Consider the following 16540-nt stretch of genomic DNA (forward strand, 5'->3'; position numbering starts at 1 on the left):
CCATCCCGCTACCGTGCCTGCCTCAGCGCGCGACCCCGTCGTCGTGCGTCAGAGAGGGACTCCCATCCGTCGGAGTCTGTGAAGTGCTCGGCCGTCTGTACGAGCCAAAACACCGCGAAAGCGGCGAGAGCGACGACTTCGACGATGAATACCGAGTTGCCTATGTGCCAATCTTCAGGCCGAATGGATTTTGTCAGAATTAGCGTCGCAACGAAGATATCGAGGAACATGATCACGCCGAGGGCAAAGTAGATGCACGAGTACATTCTCCGGTGAAAAAATGCTGGTGGAGGTGGCGGCGACGGATTGTCACGGTCTGCCCACTGGCGCCACGCTTCGATGACGGTCACAGTCGCGATGAGGATAAAAAAGGCACCCGCCGCGGCGACATGTCCGTAATGCCGAAACAGATCCTGACCCGGCACATTCCAGAGCGCGAAGTACAAGATCCAGACGAAGAAGCTGAGTGCGAGGATCACCCGAAAGGCGTTCGGTACGCGGCGAGACTTGTTGACGTGGTGCCAGACGTTCCATCCCAGTGCAACTATCATCACGGTAATAGAAATTATCAGCCAGATTTGAAATCCCGTTGCGACATACGGAAGCTGATCGGCGGGAATGCAGTCGGTTGTGCTGGGGCAGTTCGCAAGCTGTGCTGCTGGACCAACCTCACTGGGCAAGACAGGTGTCGGGATGATCGCGATCAGCGGGGCGAGAAGGGCCGCGAGGTTGAGCAGGTAGCTTTGCACGCCTTTCCCCGCGATGGCCAGAAGCGCAAGCGACGCTGCGCACAGTGCTCCGGTGAACACGATGCGTGCGGGCGTGTAGTAATAGTGACTGATTGAGCGAAGTGTCTGCCCGTCGTGAACGAGGTAGTCGTCAGGGGTGAAAAAGAAAACGGCGAGGAGTATCGCGACAACCGTTCCGACAATGCCGAACCGGAGAAAGAGGTATGTCTTTTTCAGAACATCGCGGTATTCCAATACGATCGTGAGTTGCGCCTGGCTCAGAGGTACGGTTGTCTCGTTTGGTCTCGACGCCCCTGTCATTTTCCCTGAGTCATCCGAGGTCCACGATTTTTTCATGACCTGAGAGTATCCCGATGGTCGACCGTGCACTACGGGGATGCGTCAGGCGGCGGCCGTTGTCACCAGCCGCGTTCTTTCCACTCGGAGAGTTTGCTCCGCTCGGCTCCGAGCGTTGTGCCTGCTCCATGGCCCGGGTGCACCAGTGTGTCGTCCGGGAGGTAATCGAAGATTCGGGTGACGACGTCGTTGTACAACGACGAGAAACGCTGGGCATCATTGTTGGTGTTTCCCAGTCCGCCAGGGAAGAGCGAATCGCCCGTGAACAGATGGGCGGGACCATGCGGGTCGCGGTACAGCAGGGCAATCGACCCGGGGGTGTGTCCGCGCAGGTGAATCACTTCGAGATCAATGCCATCGATGGACTGGACGTCCCCGTGGTGCAAGGGTATCTCTGTGGGCACAGCAATGTCCGCGATATCGTCGAGACCGGCTGCAGCCGGTGCGTTCGTCAGCTCCTTGACCTCGCCCAGCGCCCGCACGTGGTCCCAGTGCGAGTGTGTGGTGATTATGAGGGCCAGCCTGGCGATGGCACCCGTGTCTTCTTGTGCATCGTCGAGAAGGGTGACGATGGCGGGTGCATCGTCCGCAGCGTCGATCAAGACCTGCGTGCCGTTGGATTTCGAGGTGAGTACGTAAACGTTGTTGCTCATCTCGGATACTGAGATGCTGCGAACCGTGAGGGCGTTGAGATCGTGCATAGTCCTGTTCCTATAACCGGTTACGGGTCTCGTACGGCTGCGTCGCGGGATTAGCGGTAGATCGTGGGGGACTCACGTCGACCAACTCCGCGATAACCCAACTTTGAGCTACTCGGGCACCGTCATTTCTCCCATTTGGCCCCAACCTTCAGCGTCGATACGCTCGCTGATGATCTCGGGAGTCTTGACGAGCGCTTGCGGCATAGCCTTCATGGCCGCCGAAAAGTGAGTGCTGTTGACGTGAGATCCTGCGGCGTCGTCGTGGAATGCCTCGACGAGTACGAACTGGTGAGGATCGTCAACACTGCGCGACCAGTCGAACCACAGGTTGCCCGGTTCCTGGCGCGTAGTCTCGGTGAAGTCACGTGTCAGGTCCATCCAACGATCAGTCCACTCTGGTTTCACGGTGAATTTGGCAACGATGAAAATCATGAAATGGTCCCTTTCCTCGGTCACGTCCCGTTGAGTGGCGGCGCTTCCTGAAAACCCGATGGTGAGTCGTTCCAGTGTAGGCGGCGGTCGGGTCCGAGCGGATCACCGAAGCACCTGTCGACTAAAATCGCAATGAATGTTCTAGACCGATTACCGCTGAGGGATTCTGACCGTGCAAACTCGTAAAGTAGCCATCATCACCGGGGGCTCGCAAGGCATCGGAGCAGGTCTGGTGTCCGCATTCCGCGGACTCGGCTACGCCGTCGTCGCTAATTCACGCTCCATCACGGCGTCCGAATACTCGGACGTGATCACGGTACCCGGAGATATTTCGGACCCCGCTGTGGCCGAGAAGGTCATCAGCACCGCGATGGAGAAGTTCGGCCGGATCGACACGCTCGTGAACAACGCCGGAATTTTTATCGGTAAGCCATTCACCGAGTACACCCAAGAGGACTACAACAGCATTCTGCAGGTGAACCTCGGGGGTTTCTTCCACATTACGCAGAGGACCATCGCGCAGATGGTCGAACAGGGAGCGGGCCACGTGGTGAACGTGACGACGACGCTTGTTGAATTCGCGAACTCAAGCGCTCCGTCGGCTCTTGCCTCGTTGACCAAGGGCGGACTGTCTTCCGTCACGAAGTCTCTGGCGATCGAGTACGCCGGCCGCGGTATCCGCGTGAACGCCGTTTCTCTGGGAGTCATCCACACCCCCATGCATCCGGAAGAAACGCATGGAATTCTCGCAGGCTGGCACCCGGTCGGACGGATCGGCACGATCGATGATGTCACCCATGGCGTCCTCTACCTGGAACACGCCCCGTTCGTCACGGGCGAGATTTTACACATCGACGGCGGTCAAAGCGCCGGAAGCTGAGTCATCATTCGACGTGCAGGCTGTGCTGGCCGTCTCGTCTTCGACGGGAAAAAACGAACAGGAGAAACCGATGATCGCGCTTGATAGCATCAACCGGGTTCGCGTCGTGACGGACGTCTTGACTGCGTGGGCGAACGGAATCCGTGAGCATGAGCCGGAACGTGTCGCGTCCCACTTCACCGAAAATGCTCTTTTCCAGGGCGTCGCGCCGACGCATTCGATTGGCAGACCCGGTGTGATCGCCTATTACGATCGGCAGCCTGTGGGCCTCAGCCTCGCGTTTCGAATCCTGGAACACCGCCAACTTTCCGACTCGACGCTGATCTCCTATATCGACGTCGACTTCACGCGTCCCGACGGCGTCGTCATTCCCGTTCACCTGACGGCTGTGCTGGAATACGTCGATGGTTCCTGGCTCATCAGCCACTACCACGTTTCACAGGTCGTCTAGCGGCAACTCGTCGGAGCGGGTGCCCTCAAGAAGCATGGCGACGCTCGTGTAACGGATTTGGCGGCGTTGGAAGCATCGGGAACATTTTCGGCGCCGCCCTCGTTGTCGCCATTATGACAACTATTGGAATCATCGGTGCAGGAAACATTGGCAGCCAGGTCGCCCGCAAGGCGATCGAAAATGGTTACGACGTCGTGATCAGCAATTCCCGAGGTCCGGAGACCCTCGCCGAGCTCGTTGCCGAGCTGGGCCCGAAAGCGAGCGCCGGAACCGCAGCGCAGGCCGCTGAGGCCGCCGACGTCGCGGTCGTGACGGTACCCCTCAAGGCTTACGCCGATGTGCCCGTTCAGCAGCTCGCCGGCAAGATCGTCATTGACACCAATAACTACTACTTCGAACGCGACGGCCACATCATAGCCCTCGATAACGGCGAAACGACCGTGACCGGCATGCTCCAGAAGCACTTACCCACTTCGCGCGTGGCGAAAGGGTTCAATCACATTACGGCCGCGGACATCACCGCCGACTCGCACCCGATCGGCGACCCGGCCCGGCGCGCACTGGCAACGTCCTCCGACTTCACCGACGCCTCCGACTTCGTCACCAAGCTCTACGACGAATTCGGCTTCGACACAGTGAACATCGGCCCTCTCGTCGAGAGCTGGCGTGTCGAGCGCGACCGTCCGGCGTATGGCATCCGTCAGACGGTTGCCGAGCTCGAGGCCAACTTGGCGAAGGCACCGCGCACAGTATGACGTCTGCCGACGGTCACCCACAGTAGGTGACCGTCGGCGGTTCGCGCGCGCGTGTCGAAGAACTTCGAACGTGACCCGTCGGGTGCGGTCAATTTCGCGAACCACCAAAGTCGTGCATGCGCTGGGCGAAACACCGACTTAGGCTATCGTCATGGCAGCTGGACCTTTGCCTGCCGGGTTAGATGGAAAAGCGTCGGATGCAATGCTGTCGCTTGGCCGTTTCTTCACTCGGTGGGAACAGACAGATGACGGCCGGGCGGTATTTCGCGAAGGCGGCCGTAAGGGCGACGTGTTCTACCGTGACCGGTGGAGCCACGACAAAGTGGTGCGGTCCACCCACGGGGTGAACTGCACCGGGTCCTGCTCGTGGAAGGTGTACGTGCGCGACGGCATCATCACCTGGGAAGCCCAGCAGACGGATTACCCCTCGGTCGGACCAGACAGTCCGGAGTACGAACCCCGCGGCTGTCCGCGCGGAGCAGCCTTCAGCTGGTACACCTACTCGCCGACCCGGGTGCGGTATCCCTACGCCCGCGGCGTCCTCGTCGAAATGTACCGTGAAGCCAAGGCCAGGCTGAATGACCCGGTGCTGGCCTGGGCGGACGTCATGGGAGACCCCGACCGTCGTCGCCGGTACCAGCAGGCTCAAGGCAAGGGCGGCCTCGTTCGCATCCCGTGGACGGAAGCGATCGAGATCACCGCTGCGGCCCACGTGCACACGATCAAGGCATACGGTCCCGACCGCTGCTCGGGGTTCTCGCCCATCCCGGCCATGTCGATGGTTTCCCACGCCGCCGGAAACCGCTTTATTCAGCTCATCGGCGGCGTCATGACGTCGTTCTACGATTGGTACGCTGACCTCCCGGTGGCCAGCCCGCAGGTTTTCGGCGACCAGACCGACGTTCCGGAATCCGGCGACTGGTGGGACGCCACCTACCTCATGATGTGGGGCTCGAACGTGCCGGTGACCCGCACACCGGATGCGCACTGGATGACCGAGGTACGCTACCGAGGAACCAAGGTCATCGCGATCAGCCCCGACTACGCAGACAACACCAAATTCGCCGATGAGTGGTTGCCGGCGCAGGCCGGAACGGATGCCGCCCTCGCCATGGCGATGGGCCACGTACTGCTCAAGGAATTCTTCGTCGACCGGAGCGTTCCGTACTTCGAAGGTTACGTGCGCCGCTACACCGACCTGATGGCGGCCGACCTGCCGGAGCACTCCCAGACGGAGGGAGCCGCGTTCAAGACGGTACTCCTCGACGCGAACACCGGTATGCCCGTGGTGCCGAACGGTTCGATGGGTTACCGCTACGGCGAGGCCGGACAGGGCAAGTGGAACCTGGATCTGGAGGGTGTCGACCCGGCGTTGACGCTTCTGGACGGGGCGAACGGCGAGGCAGTGAGCATCCGTCTGCCATGTTTTGAAGCACCATCGGGGGAGGGATCCATTCTCACCCGCGGGGTGCCGGTGCGCCGCGTCGCCGGACATGTGGTGACGACGGTGTTCGACCTGATGATGGCCCAGTACGGGGTGGGCCGTCCCGGGCTGCCGGGCGACTGGGCTACCGGTTACGACGACGTGTCCGCGCCGTACACGCCGGCCTGGCAGGCCGAGATCACGAGTGTTCCAGCCGAAGCCTGCATTCGGGTGGCGCGGGAATTTGCCCGCAATGCCGAGCAATCCAAGGGCCGGTCGATGATCATCATGGGCGCCGGGATCTGCCAGTGGTTCCACGGCGACGCGACATACCGGGCAGTACTGTCGCTGCTGATGCTGACCGGGTGCATGGGCCGTAACGGCGGTGGTTGGGCGCATTACGTGGGGCAGGAGAAGACCCGTCCGATCACCGGCTGGATCTCGCTCGCCAACGCGCTGGACTGGAGTCGCCCGCCGCGCACGATGATCGGCACCGGCTACTGGTATATGCACACTGACCAGTGGCGGTCCGACGGGTACTCGGCCGACTCCCTGAAATCGCCGCTCGCCACTGGCCACTTCGACGGTATGCACACCGCCGACACGATCGCCCAATCCGCGCGGCTCGGGTGGATGCCGTTCTACCCGCAATTCGACCGCAACCCGCTCGACCTCGCCGACGAGGTGCATGCCGCGATCGACCGTGGTGAAACAACGGATGCCCCGCGTTACATCGCCGACGCCCTCAAGAGCGGCCGGCTCACCCCGGCCATCGACGACGTCGATGCTCCGCAGAACTGGCCACGCACCCTGGTGCTGTGGCGCTCGAACCTGTTCGGTTCCTCCGCCAAGGGCAACGAGTACTTTCTCAAGCATCTGCTGGGCACCCACCACAATGTGCTCGGCCAGGACCACGTGAACGCCGCACGACCGCGCGATGTGACCTGGCGGGAGAGCGCGCCCGAGGGCAAGCTCGACCTGCTGGTGTCCGCCGATTTTCGGATGACGTCGACCACGCTGCTCTCGGATATCGTCTTTCCGGCGGCCACCTGGTATGAAAAGCACGACCTGTCCTCAACCGACATGCATCCGTTCGTGCATGCCTTTAGCCCGGCGATCGATCCGCCCTGGGAGGCCAAGACCGATTTCGACACCTTCCGCCTTCTCGCCGAGGCATTCTCCCGGCAGACCCGGGTTCATCTCGGTACCCGGCGGGATCTCGTGAGCGTGCCACTGCAGCACGACACCCCCGGTGAGATCGCACAGCCGGGCGGAATCGTACGGGACTGGCGGGACGCATCCGTTGCCGCTGTGCCCGGGCAGAACATGCCGGTTTTTTCGATCGTGGAACGCGACTACACCGCAATCGCCGAGAAACTCGCCACAGTGGGGCCACTCGCCGAAGAGCGGGGTTTTACCGTGAAAAACGTGACCTACCGCATGGAGCACGAGATTGAACGGCTCGCCCGCAGCAACGGAGTAATGCTCGGCGGTGCCGGTGATGGCCGGCCCGCGATCGACACCGACGCGAAATTCGCCCAGGCCATCCTCAGCTTCTCGGGAACGACCAACGGCGAACTCGCTGTGCAGGGTTTTAGGGAACTCGAGAAGCAGACCGGCATGCACCTCGTCGATCTCGCGTCCGGTTCCGAGGAGAAACGCGTCACCTTCGCCCAGACCCAGGCTGGCCCGGTACCCGTGATCACGTCACCGGAATGGTCGGGGACGGAAACCGGCGTACGCCGCTACTCCCCGTTCACGATCAACGTCGAACGACTCAAACCCTGGCACACCCTCACCGGGCGCATGCATTTCTTTCTCGATCACGTTTGGATCATCGACCTCGGCGAGGCCCTGCCGACATACCGGCCGCCGCTTGACATGCAGCGTCTGTTCGGCGAACCCAAATTCGGGCCCAATGGCATCACCGAAGTCACCGTGCGCTACCTCACCCCGCACTCCAAGTGGTCGATCCACTCCGAATACCAAGACAACCTGTTCATGCTGTCGCTGTCGCGCGGCGGCCCGACCGTGTGGATGAGCCCGATCGATGCGGCCTCCATCGAGGTCGCCGACAATGACTGGGTGGAGTGCGTGAGCATGAACGGGGTACTCGTGGGCCGAGCCATCGTCAGCCACCGGATGCCGCAGGGCGTCGTCTACGTCTATCACGCGCAGGAGCGCACCATCGATGTCCCCAAGTCCGAAGCCACCGGGCGCCGCGGCGGCATCCACAACTCGGTGAGCCGACTGCTCGTGAAACCGACCCACCTCATCGGCGGTTACGCGCAACTCTCTTACGCCTTCAATTACCTGGGGCCAACCGGCAACCAGCGAGACATGGTCTCAACCATTCGGCGACGCTCCCAGGAAGTGCGGTACTGATGCGCGTTATGGCTCAAATGGGCATGGTGATGAACCTCGACAAGTGCATCGGCTGCCATACCTGCTCGGTCACCTGCAAACAGGCCTGGACCAACCGGGCCGGCACCGAATACGTCTGGTTCAACAACGTTGAAACCCGCCCGGGGCAAGGCTATCCGCGCCGCTACGAAGACCAGGAAAAATGGCGCGGCGGCTGAAAGCTCAACAAGAAGGGGCGGCTGGCACTGAAAAGTGGCGGTCGCGTCGCCAAACTGCTCGGGTTGTTCGCAAGCCCGGTGCAACCCGAACTGAAGGACTACTACGAACCCTGGACCTACGACTATAAGACCCTCATCGACGCGCCACTCGGAGATGATTTTCCCGTCGCCCGACCAAAATCGTTGATCACGGGAAAGGACACCAAAATCACCTGGTCGGCGAACTGGGACGACGACCTCGGCGGCGCCCCCGAAATGGGCCACCTTGATCCCATCGTCGAAAAGGTACGCCGCGAATCCGAAGACAAGATCAAATTCGCCTTCGAGCAGACTTTCATGTTCTACCTGCCCCGCATCTGCGAGCACTGCCTGAACCCCTCCTGCATGGCGTCGTGCCCCTCGGGCGCGATCTACAAGCGGGTCGAGGATGGCATCGTGCTCGTCGATCAGGACAAATGCCGCGGATGGCGACAGTGCATCACCGGTTGCCCCTACAAGAAAATCTATTTCAACCACAAAACCGGCAAGGCCGAGAAATGCACCTTCTGCTACCCCCGCGTTGAAATCGGCCTGCCGACGGTGTGCTCGGAAACCTGCGTGGGGCGTCTGCGCTATCTGGGCCTGTTCCTCTACGACGCCGATCGGGTCACCGATGCTGCGGCCGTCACGGATGAGAAAGACCTGTACGAATCGCAGATGGATGTGCTGCTCGACCCGAACGATCCCGCGGTGGCGGCCGCGGCGTCCGCCCAAGGGGTACCCGACGACTGGATCGACGCAGCCCGACGCTCACCGGTCTACGCACTCGCCAAAATCTATAAGGTCGCCCTTCCGCTGCACCCGGAGTATCGCACCATGCCGATGGTCTGGTATGTTCCGCCGCTGTCGCCGATCGTGGATCTGCTCAGTGACCAGGGTCACGACGCTGAAGACAGCGGAACCCTGTTCGGCGCGATCGATGCCCTGCGCATCCCGGTCGAGTACCTCGCGGAACTGTTCACCGCCGGTGATACCGACCGCGTCACCGCGGTGCTGCGCAGGCTCGCTGCCATGCGCGCGTACATGCGCGGCATCACCCTTGGCCAGGAAGCGGATGTCGACATCCCGGCCTCCGTGGGAATGACACCGGAATCGATGTACGAAATGTATCGGTTGATGGCCATCGCCAAATATGAGGAGCGTTACGTTATTCCGAAGGCGCATGTGGAGCAGGCGCACGATCTAGAGGAGATGGGCTGCTCCGTCGACTTCGAGGGCGGCCCTGGCATGTACGAGGACTCGCCGTTCGGCGAGGCCAGCGGACGGCCGACACCGGTCGCCGTGGAGAATTTCTACGCTCTGAAGGATCGGCAAACCTCCGACACGGCCAGCAGCGCTGTGACCATGCGCAACCGGGTGAACCTGCTCAACTGGGACGGCAACGGGGCCCCGGCCGGCCTGTTCCCGGAAACCCGTGACGTGCCGCGGGCGGCAGCGGCCTCTCCGGCCGATCTGGGCGGCCCGAAAGCGACCGGCGGGTCTCAAGCCGCGCCCGACGCGCCGGTCGTCACGCCATGATGCGCGATCGGGTGGCGTACCAGACCGCTGGCTGGTGCCTGTCGTATCCCGATACCCAGCTGTTGGAGCGGGTGCCGCTCATGCGCGCCGCGCTCGCCGAGCAGGGCCGTAAGGCGGCGAAATTCGAGGGTTTTCTCGGGTACCTGTCACAGACCGACCTCGGCACTCTGCAGCGGCGCTACGTAGAGACCTTTGATCTCAGCAAACACCATCCGCTTTATCTGTCCTACTGGACCGACGGGGACACCCGCCGTCGTGGAGACGTGCTCGCCGCATTCAAAAAGGTGTATCGGCAGACCGATTTTCTCACGAACACCCACGGCGAACTTCCCGACTTTCTACCGCTCGTGCTCGAGTTTGCGGCGATCGCCGACCCCGTCGCCGGTCGGGAGCTGCTTCGGCAGTACCGACCGAGCCTCGAACTGCTGAGGCTCGCCCTGATCGAACACGGATCACCTTACGGCGAGGTTGTCGCTGGCGTGTGCGGTACTTTACCGGGCGCCTCCCCGGCCGATCGCGAAGCGGTGCAGCGCATGGCCGGTTACGGCCCGCCAACCGAGACCGTCGGCCTCGAACCATACGATCCCCGGCTATTGCCGCTCAAGGAGGCATAGCCATGGACCTGCTCCTGTGGGGCGTCCTGCCGTACGTCATGGTCACCATCCTGATCGGCGGTTCCATCTGGCGATACCGATACGACCAGTTCGGCTGGACGACCAGGTCGTCACAGCTGTATGAAAGCCGCCTGCTGCGGATTGGGTCGCCGATCTTTCACTTCGGCCTCCTCGCGGTGATTGCCGGGCACTTCTTCGGTCTGGTGATCCCGATGACCTGGACGCTCGCGGTGGGTATGAGCCAGGATTTCTATCATCTCAACGCCCTACTTGTCGGCGGGGTCGCCGGGGTGGGCACGCTCGGTGGCATTGTGATCCTGATCTATCGCCGGCGCAAGACCGGCCCGGTGTTCATGGCGACAACCCGCAACGACAAGGTCATGTATGTCGTACTGGCCGCCGCGATCGTACTCGGCCTCTGGACCACCTTGGCGAGCGTGTTCGAGGGCGCCCACGGACATAATTATCGGGAGACCGTTGCGCCCTGGTTTCGCTCGCTTTTCATCCTGCAGCCTGACATCGCAGCGATGGCCGCAGCCCCGTTCTCATTCCACATCCACACGCTCGTCGGCATGCTTCTGTTCACCATTTGGCCGTTCACTCGTCTGGTGCACGCCTTCACCGCGCCCCTGCACTACCTGTTTCGGCCGTATATCGTCTACCGCACCCGCGACCAGGTACCCGGCGCGATCAGACCAATCCGACGCGGCTGGGCAGCGATTGGAACCGAAGACCGAGCACGCGACAAAAAATAGTCATGCCTGAAAGTGTGCGGGAACGTGCCCGGGCCAGCAAGGGGTTCAATCTTGTTCTCGCGACGTTGTCGTCCGTGGTGTGTTTCTGGGCCTGGACGAGTGTGGCTCCCCTCGGTGTGCGCTACAGCGTTGATTTGAACTTGACGTCCACGCAGGCATCCGTTTTGGTGGCCATGCCCGTCTTTGTCGGCTCGATCGGCCGTATTCCGGTGGGCGTGGTCACGGATCGCTTTGGTGGGCCGGTCATGTTCACCGCGGTGCTCGTGGCCACTGTCCCCGCGCTTCTGCTCGTTGCGCTGGCCGGAACCCTGGGGGTCTACTGGGCTCTCGTCTTGTGCGCGCTCCTGTTGGGTGTCGCCGGAACGGTCTTCGCCGTCGGGATACCGTTCGTGAGCAACTGGTATGACGTGTCCCGGCGCGGCTTCGCAACGGGAATCTTCGGTGCCGGAATGGGCGGGACAGCATTGTCCGCGTTCTTCACACCTAGGTTTGTGAACTGGTTCGGCTATATTCCCACGCACTTGATTCTGGCCTGCCTGCTCGTCGCGACTGCGGTTCTCGTGCGAACCTGCATGGGGAATGCTCCGAGTTGGGTATCGAATTCCCAGCCATTCGTTCCCAAGCTCCGTGCCGCCGCCAAACTAGGTGTGACCTGGCAGATGTGCTTTCTCTACGGTGTGGTGTTCGGCGGGTTCGTAGCCTTCTCGACCTACCTGCCGACCTACCTGCGCGATATTTACGATTTCGACCTGACCGCGGCGGGAACCCGCACGGCCGGATTTGCCGTCGCCGCGGTTCTGCTGCGACCGGTCGGTGGAATTCTCGCCGACCGCATCGGTCCCAAGCCGGTCGTCATCGTGGCGCTGGCCGCAGTCGCTGTTCTCGCCTGGGTGGTGAATCTGCGCCCCGACGGCGAGATACCGGCCGGGCTGACCTTCGTGGCGATGGCGTCGGCGTTGGGGCTGGGGGCTGGGGGAGTCTTCGCCTGGCTCGGGCGCAACTCGCCACCCGCCAAGGTCGGGTTGATCAGCGGCATCGTCAGTGCGGCCGGCGGTCTCGGCGGGTATTTCCCCCCGCTTGTGATGGGGGCCACCTATAACGCCGACGACAATAGTTATGCCATCGGTTTGCTCCTGCTGGCGGGAACGGCAGCCGTAGCCTTGGTTTTTACTATCATCGCCGTGCACGAACACCCCAACCAAACGGTGCCAAATCAGGTCAACTGATAGTGCCGCTGCCGGTTTGGGCACCGCTAAGCGTTCTACTCAGGGATGATCTTCTCGGCGCGGTACCGGTCGAACAGGGCTGTGAAGGAGTCGATCGTGCGATGGTGCGGGGTGAAGCCGGCGAGGCGGCTCTTGGTGATGTCGGTGAAGACCTCGATATTCCGGCCGAGGTCGGCGTCGGTGTGCCACCACGATGCGATGCGCCCTAAGTCAGATTCGACGAGGTTGTGCGTGGCAGCGAGTTCGGCCCAGACCGGCTCCATCCCTGCCATCTGTACCTCGAGGGTACGTGGCTCGTCCACGAAACCCACCGGTTCGACGCCGAAGTATGCGGCGATCTTCGGCCACATCGCTCGCCAGCGAAAGACGTCGCCGTTGACCACGTTGAATGCTTCGTTGGCCCCGGCGGCCGTTGTCGCTGCCCACACCATCTGCTCGGCAAGGATCGTCGCGTCGGTCATGTCGGTGACGCCGTTCCACTGCGTCTCGCTGCCGGGGAACACAAAAGGAAAATCGAGATGCCTGCACACGGCAGCCTGTGCGGCAAGGGTGAGTCCCATGTTCATGAGGTTGCCGACCGCGTGGCCGATCACGGTGTGTGAACGGTGCACCGACCAGGTGAATCCCTGGCGAGCGGATGCCGCGAACAGTGCGTCTTCCTGTGCGTAGTAGAAGTTCGCCACGTCGAGTCGCGGTTCGTCTTCGCTAAAAGGCGTGTCGGGCATGGTGCCCTGCCCGTAAGCCTCGAACGGGCCAAGGTAGTGCTTGAGGCCAGTGACCAGGGCGACGTGGTGCACCGGCGCGTGGGCGAGTGCGGCAAGGAGATCACGCACCATGCCGCCGTTCACCTCGATGTTGAGTTCCTCGGTGTTCTGACGGGACCAGGCGGTGAAGAAGACGCGTTCGGGCATCTCACTGGCCAACACTGTGTTGAGGTCGGCGGCGGAGCGAAGGTCCGCCTGAATCCAGCGCACCCCGGGTAAGGCTGCCCCGCTGCGGCGGGCGAGGGCGAGAACCTGCCATCCCTCGGCAGATAACTGGTCGACCAGGGCGGAACCGGTGATTCCGGAGGCTCCGACGACGAGGGCGGTGCGGGTGCGGGGTTCAAGTGAAGGAGTCATTGCTCAATGCAACCGTGTGCTCTGCGAGGTATTCCTCCTCCCGCACCTGGCGGATGATCACGAGTTGCCCGTTCGCCGGCACTCTGTGCACGCGGGTCACGCGCTCTCGGTCGATGCGGGCACTGAACCATTTCCGGCTGTACCTCGTGGTAAGTCCAAGGACCCCTACGCCGAGCAACGTCGCAGTGCGCACCACGTCATCGCACCTCATGCACTAGCACTTCATCACGTTCCATTTCAGGAGCGTGTACCGAGAGAAGGAAGCAATCATGAACAGCAGAATTTGGCTCAAGGCCGTACCAGTCGTCGGGGCAGTAGCGCTCAGCATTCTCGCGCTGACCGGATGCTCGCAGGGAACGACGACCCCGGCGGCCAACACGTCGAGTTCAGCCAGCCCGACGAGCGAGGCCGCGGTCAAGCCGGCCCTTGCGACCGCAGACAGTTCACTCGGCAAGATCGTCGTCGATACCGCCGGAATGACTCTGTATGTCTTCGACAAGGACGTCGCAAACTCCGGCGCGAGCACCTGCGAGGGCGAGTGCCTCGTCAAGTGGCCTGCCGTCGTCGCCGAATCCGACACCCCCACGGTTGACGGCGTGACCGGCAAGGTCGGCGTCATCACCCGCACGGATGGCACCAAACAAGTTACTCTCGCTGGCCTTCCGCTCTACTACTGGGCAGGTGACTCTGCTGCCGGGGACACCACTGGAGAGGGTGTTGGCGGCGTCTGGTGGGTGGTCGCCCCGAACGGAGACAAAATCGCGAGCTAAAGACCGCAATCCGGCCTTCTGGCAGACGCCGTACCCATCGATAGCACGAAGCGGATGGGTACGGCGTCTGTCGGTAGCGGGCAGAATGGAGGGGTGTATGTACTGGTGCGGCAGGCAAGTGGTGGCGACGTCCTGGTCGATACGCTTGACGATGTCGGCCGCTCCATCGAGGCGGCGCGCCTCACCCTGACCGATTTTCGGTCGTTTGTGTCGACGCTCGAACCCAGTACTCGTGAACCGACCACCGGTGACCGGGCCGCACCTCGATGGGTCTGGGAGGATACCGCCCGTATCTACCCGATACTTCTGGAGGCCGGCATCCGAGTGCAGCGCTGCCATGATCTTCGTCTGTGCCACGTGATCCTGAAAAATTCCGCGCTGACTATGACGAGCGAGCTCGCGTTGGCGGCGCCAGGGCGCTGGGACGTCGTGAGCGTCGGCACGACCGACCGAGCGGAGCCCCTGGCGACACTCTTTGATTTCGATGCAAACGCGGATTCTGATGCCAGCGAGAAGTCCGACACGGCGGGGGAGTTTCGTCGGCAACTCGACGCGGTGTCGTCCGCCACCGACTCTGGGCGGATACGGCTGCTGCTGGCTGCCGAATCCGCTGGCGCCCTCGTGGCCGCGGAGATGCGTTACGCCGGGCTGCCCTGGCGCACCGATGTGCATGAACTCCTTCTCACCCGTGAGCTGGGGCCGCGGGTCGCGCCCGCCCTCCGTCCCGAGCGTCTGGAATTGCTGGTCCGGCGCATCCGCTCAGAACTCGGTGATGCCACCCTCAACCCGGACTCCCCCCAGGAGTTGATCAAGGCACTGCACCGGGCAGGGCTCTTTGTTTCTACGACGCGTGCGTGGGAACTGAAGAAGCTCGAGCATCCGGTCATCGAGCCGCTTCTGCAGTATAAGAAACTGTCTCGGCTACTCAGCGCCAACGGCTGGCTCTGGATGGAATCCTGGGTAGTCGACGGCCGCTTCCACCCGGACTACATGCCGGGAGGTGTTGTGACGGGTCGCTGGGCGACCCGTGGCGGAGGAGCCCTCCAACTACCCAAGCAAATTCGTGGTGCCGTCGTCGCCGACGACGGCTGGAAACTGGTCGTGGCCGACGCTGCCCAACTCGAACCGCGCATTCTCGCGGCGCTGGCCCAGGACATGAGTATGGCCCGGGCGGGTCGTGGCAGTGACCTGTATGCCGGCATCGTGGCCAGCGGCGTCGTCGAGACCCGCGATCACGCCAAGGTCGCTATGCTCGGAGCCATGTACGGGGCCACGACCGGTGAAAGCGGTTGGCTCATGCCCCGCCTGGCCCGCGCCTACCCACGGGCAATCGCTCTCACCGAATCTGCGGCTCGTGCCGGAGAGCGTGGCGAAGTGGTGACGACTCGACTCGGTCGGTCATCACCGATACCGGGACCCGACTGGCACGCGGCCCAGGTTCTGGCTTACGATCCGGCTGCCACGGCGACGGATGAGCGACGCGCTCGCAGCCAGGCGCGCGACTGGGGACGCTTCACCCGTAACTTCGTCGTGCAGGGCAGCGCCGCCGAGTGGGCGCTGTGCTGGATGGCTGCGATTCGCCGGGAGCTCACAGCCCTGCCGAGCCCGGATCACTGCAGGGAGCATTCGAGCCAAGCGCGCCCGGCAACGGAGGCCGGCCTCAATCCTGTGACTGCGCGCGAAACCACAGCCGCGCATTCTTCGCGGCTGGCTCCGAGTGCCCGCGCGCCCTTCGACGTCTCGCCACATCTGGTGTTCTTTCTGCACGACGAGGTGATCGTGCATACGCCAGCCGCGCAGGCGGAGGCCGTTGCCAATATCATCTCGCAGGCGGCCGAGGCTGCCGGCCGGTTGATGTTCGGCGATTTTCCGGTTGATTTCATGCTCACCGTAGCTACCGTCGATAATTACGCCCAGGCCAAGTAGCCCAACTCCGGCACGGTGTCACTGAGACAGGGTTGAAACGGCCTGCCGGTCCCATTGGTCGGCCGTGTCGAGCCCCACCGACAGTCAGAGCCAGCCCGAGCCCCGCCTCCATCCTCACGGTTCGAGACGTGGGCATCCCGTGACCCGTGGCGGGCGTAGCGGGTTTTCGCTGGGGTGTGCAAAGAGGCGGGCCTCGCGTGCTGTGTGCACGTGGGCCCGCCGGGTTTCTGCGAGGGAGTTGTGGGGTGGTTAGTGGGGGTGG

Annotated in this window: 14 protein-coding genes and 1 pseudogene; 10 read left to right on the forward strand and 5 right to left on the reverse strand. The window is 62.6% G+C overall.

Annotated features, from left to right (window positions below):
• Positions 1–8 precede the first annotated feature (8 nt).
• The 3 genes from CXY72_RS05995 to CXY72_RS06005 all read right to left on the reverse strand — a co-directional run bounded on the left by CXY72_RS05995 (position 9) and on the right by CXY72_RS06005 (position 2218).
• Positions 9–1085 carry a hypothetical protein gene (locus CXY72_RS05995; protein ID WP_146071086.1) on the reverse strand — a complete coding sequence of 359 codons (1077 nt, stop codon included), beginning with the start codon at positions 1083–1085 and terminating at the stop codon, positions 9–11.
• Positions 1086–1147: 62 nt separating this feature from the next.
• Positions 1148–1786: an MBL fold metallo-hydrolase gene (locus CXY72_RS06000; RefSeq protein ID WP_104126781.1), complete on the reverse strand. Its 639-nt coding sequence runs from the start codon at positions 1784–1786 to the stop codon at positions 1148–1150.
• A gap of 108 nt (positions 1787–1894) precedes the next feature.
• A complete protein-coding gene (locus CXY72_RS06005; RefSeq protein WP_104126782.1) occupies positions 1895–2218 on the reverse strand; it encodes a putative quinol monooxygenase in 324 nt (107 codons plus the stop codon).
• Between the two features lie 172 nt (positions 2219–2390).
• Here CXY72_RS06005 and CXY72_RS06010 point away from each other — a divergent pair, with 172 nt between their 5' ends.
• From CXY72_RS06010 to CXY72_RS06045, 8 genes and pseudogenes are all read left to right on the forward strand, one after another.
• Positions 2391–3098, forward strand: coding sequence for an SDR family NAD(P)-dependent oxidoreductase (locus CXY72_RS06010; protein ID WP_104126783.1), 708 nt, complete (start codon positions 2391–2393; stop codon positions 3096–3098).
• Between the two features lie 70 nt (positions 3099–3168).
• Positions 3169–3549, forward strand: coding sequence for a nuclear transport factor 2 family protein (locus tag CXY72_RS06015; protein ID WP_104126801.1), 381 nt, complete (start codon positions 3169–3171; stop codon positions 3547–3549).
• Positions 3550–3662: 113 nt separating this feature from the next.
• A complete protein-coding gene (locus CXY72_RS06020) occupies positions 3663–4304 on the forward strand; it encodes an NADPH-dependent F420 reductase (protein WP_104126784.1) in 642 nt (213 codons plus the stop codon).
• 151 nt (positions 4305–4455) lie between these two features.
• Positions 4456–8112: a nitrate reductase subunit alpha gene (locus CXY72_RS06025; RefSeq protein ID WP_104126785.1), complete on the forward strand. Its 3657-nt coding sequence runs from the start codon at positions 4456–4458 to the stop codon at positions 8110–8112.
• Positions 8112–9866: pseudogene (gene narH, locus CXY72_RS06030) on the forward strand (nitrate reductase subunit beta). Before CXY72_RS06025 ends, narH begins: the two are co-directional and overlap by 1 nt.
• The gene (gene narJ, locus CXY72_RS06035; RefSeq protein WP_104126786.1) at positions 9863–10480 is read left to right on the forward strand and encodes a nitrate reductase molybdenum cofactor assembly chaperone; all 618 of its coding nucleotides are present in this window, start codon (positions 9863–9865) and stop codon (positions 10478–10480) included. The pseudogene narH and the gene narJ overlap by 4 nt, the downstream one beginning before the upstream one ends.
• Positions 10481–10482: 2 nt before the next feature.
• Complete coding sequence (narI, locus tag CXY72_RS06040; RefSeq protein WP_104126787.1) at positions 10483–11235, forward strand: respiratory nitrate reductase subunit gamma; 753 nt, start codon at positions 10483–10485, stop codon at positions 11233–11235.
• 2 nt (positions 11236–11237) lie between these two features.
• On the forward strand, positions 11238–12461 hold the full coding sequence (locus tag CXY72_RS06045; protein WP_104126788.1) for a NarK/NasA family nitrate transporter: 1224 nt from the start codon (positions 11238–11240) through the stop codon (positions 12459–12461).
• Between the two features lie 35 nt (positions 12462–12496).
• Here the strand turns inward: CXY72_RS06045 and CXY72_RS06050 are convergent, their stop codons facing one another.
• Both CXY72_RS06050 and CXY72_RS19505 read right to left on the reverse strand, forming a co-directional pair.
• On the reverse strand, positions 12497–13582 hold the full coding sequence (locus CXY72_RS06050; RefSeq protein ID WP_104126789.1) for an SDR family oxidoreductase: 1086 nt from the start codon (positions 13580–13582) through the stop codon (positions 12497–12499).
• Positions 13566–13778 (reverse strand): hypothetical protein, encoded by a 213-nt coding sequence (locus CXY72_RS19505; RefSeq protein ID WP_158252502.1) that lies wholly within the window; start codon positions 13776–13778, stop codon positions 13566–13568. The genes CXY72_RS06050 and CXY72_RS19505 overlap by 17 nt, the downstream gene beginning before the upstream one ends.
• A 73-nt stretch (positions 13779–13851) precedes the next feature.
• Between CXY72_RS19505 and CXY72_RS06060 the strand changes: the two genes are divergently transcribed.
• Together CXY72_RS06060 and CXY72_RS06065 are read left to right on the forward strand one after the other, a co-directional pair.
• Complete coding sequence (locus CXY72_RS06060; RefSeq protein ID WP_104126791.1) at positions 13852–14352, forward strand: hypothetical protein; 501 nt, start codon at positions 13852–13854, stop codon at positions 14350–14352.
• Between the two features lie 93 nt (positions 14353–14445).
• On the forward strand, positions 14446–16278 hold the full coding sequence (locus CXY72_RS06065; protein ID WP_370446219.1) for a bifunctional 3'-5' exonuclease/DNA polymerase: 1833 nt from the start codon (positions 14446–14448) through the stop codon (positions 16276–16278).
• Positions 16279–16540: the final 262 nt, after the last annotated feature.

Source organism: Cryobacterium sp. Y57, from assembly GCF_002929505.1.
Taxonomy (GTDB): Bacteria; Actinomycetota; Actinomycetes; order Actinomycetales; family Microbacteriaceae; genus Cryobacterium.

What these genes read in the sequence shown, in the direction of transcription:
- CXY72_RS06005 (WP_104126782.1), bottom strand. Translation starts at nt 2,218, where the DNA reads ATGATTTTCATCGTTGCCAAATTCACCGTGAAACCAGAGTGGACTGAT.
- CXY72_RS05995 (WP_146071086.1), bottom strand. Translation starts at nt 1,085, where the DNA reads ATGAAAAAATCGTGGACCTCGGATGACTCAGGGAAAATGACAGGGGCG.
- CXY72_RS06045 (WP_104126788.1), top strand. Translation starts at nt 11,238, where the DNA reads ATGCCTGAAAGTGTGCGGGAACGTGCCCGGGCCAGCAAGGGGTTCAAT.
- CXY72_RS06015 (WP_104126801.1), top strand. Translation starts at nt 3,169, where the DNA reads ATGATCGCGCTTGATAGCATCAACCGGGTTCGCGTCGTGACGGACGTC.
- narI (WP_104126787.1), top strand. Translation starts at nt 10,483, where the DNA reads ATGGACCTGCTCCTGTGGGGCGTCCTGCCGTACGTCATGGTCACCATC.
- narJ (WP_104126786.1), top strand. Translation starts at nt 9,863, where the DNA reads ATGATGCGCGATCGGGTGGCGTACCAGACCGCTGGCTGGTGCCTGTCG.
- CXY72_RS06050 (WP_104126789.1), bottom strand. Translation starts at nt 13,582, where the DNA reads ATGACTCCTTCACTTGAACCCCGCACCCGCACCGCCCTCGTCGTCGGA.
- CXY72_RS06020 (WP_104126784.1), top strand. Translation starts at nt 3,663, where the DNA reads ATGACAACTATTGGAATCATCGGTGCAGGAAACATTGGCAGCCAGGTC.
- CXY72_RS06060 (WP_104126791.1), top strand. Translation starts at nt 13,852, where the DNA reads ATGAACAGCAGAATTTGGCTCAAGGCCGTACCAGTCGTCGGGGCAGTA.
- CXY72_RS06025 (WP_104126785.1), top strand. Translation starts at nt 4,456, where the DNA reads ATGGCAGCTGGACCTTTGCCTGCCGGGTTAGATGGAAAAGCGTCGGAT.
- CXY72_RS06000 (WP_104126781.1), bottom strand. Translation starts at nt 1,786, where the DNA reads ATGCACGATCTCAACGCCCTCACGGTTCGCAGCATCTCAGTATCCGAG.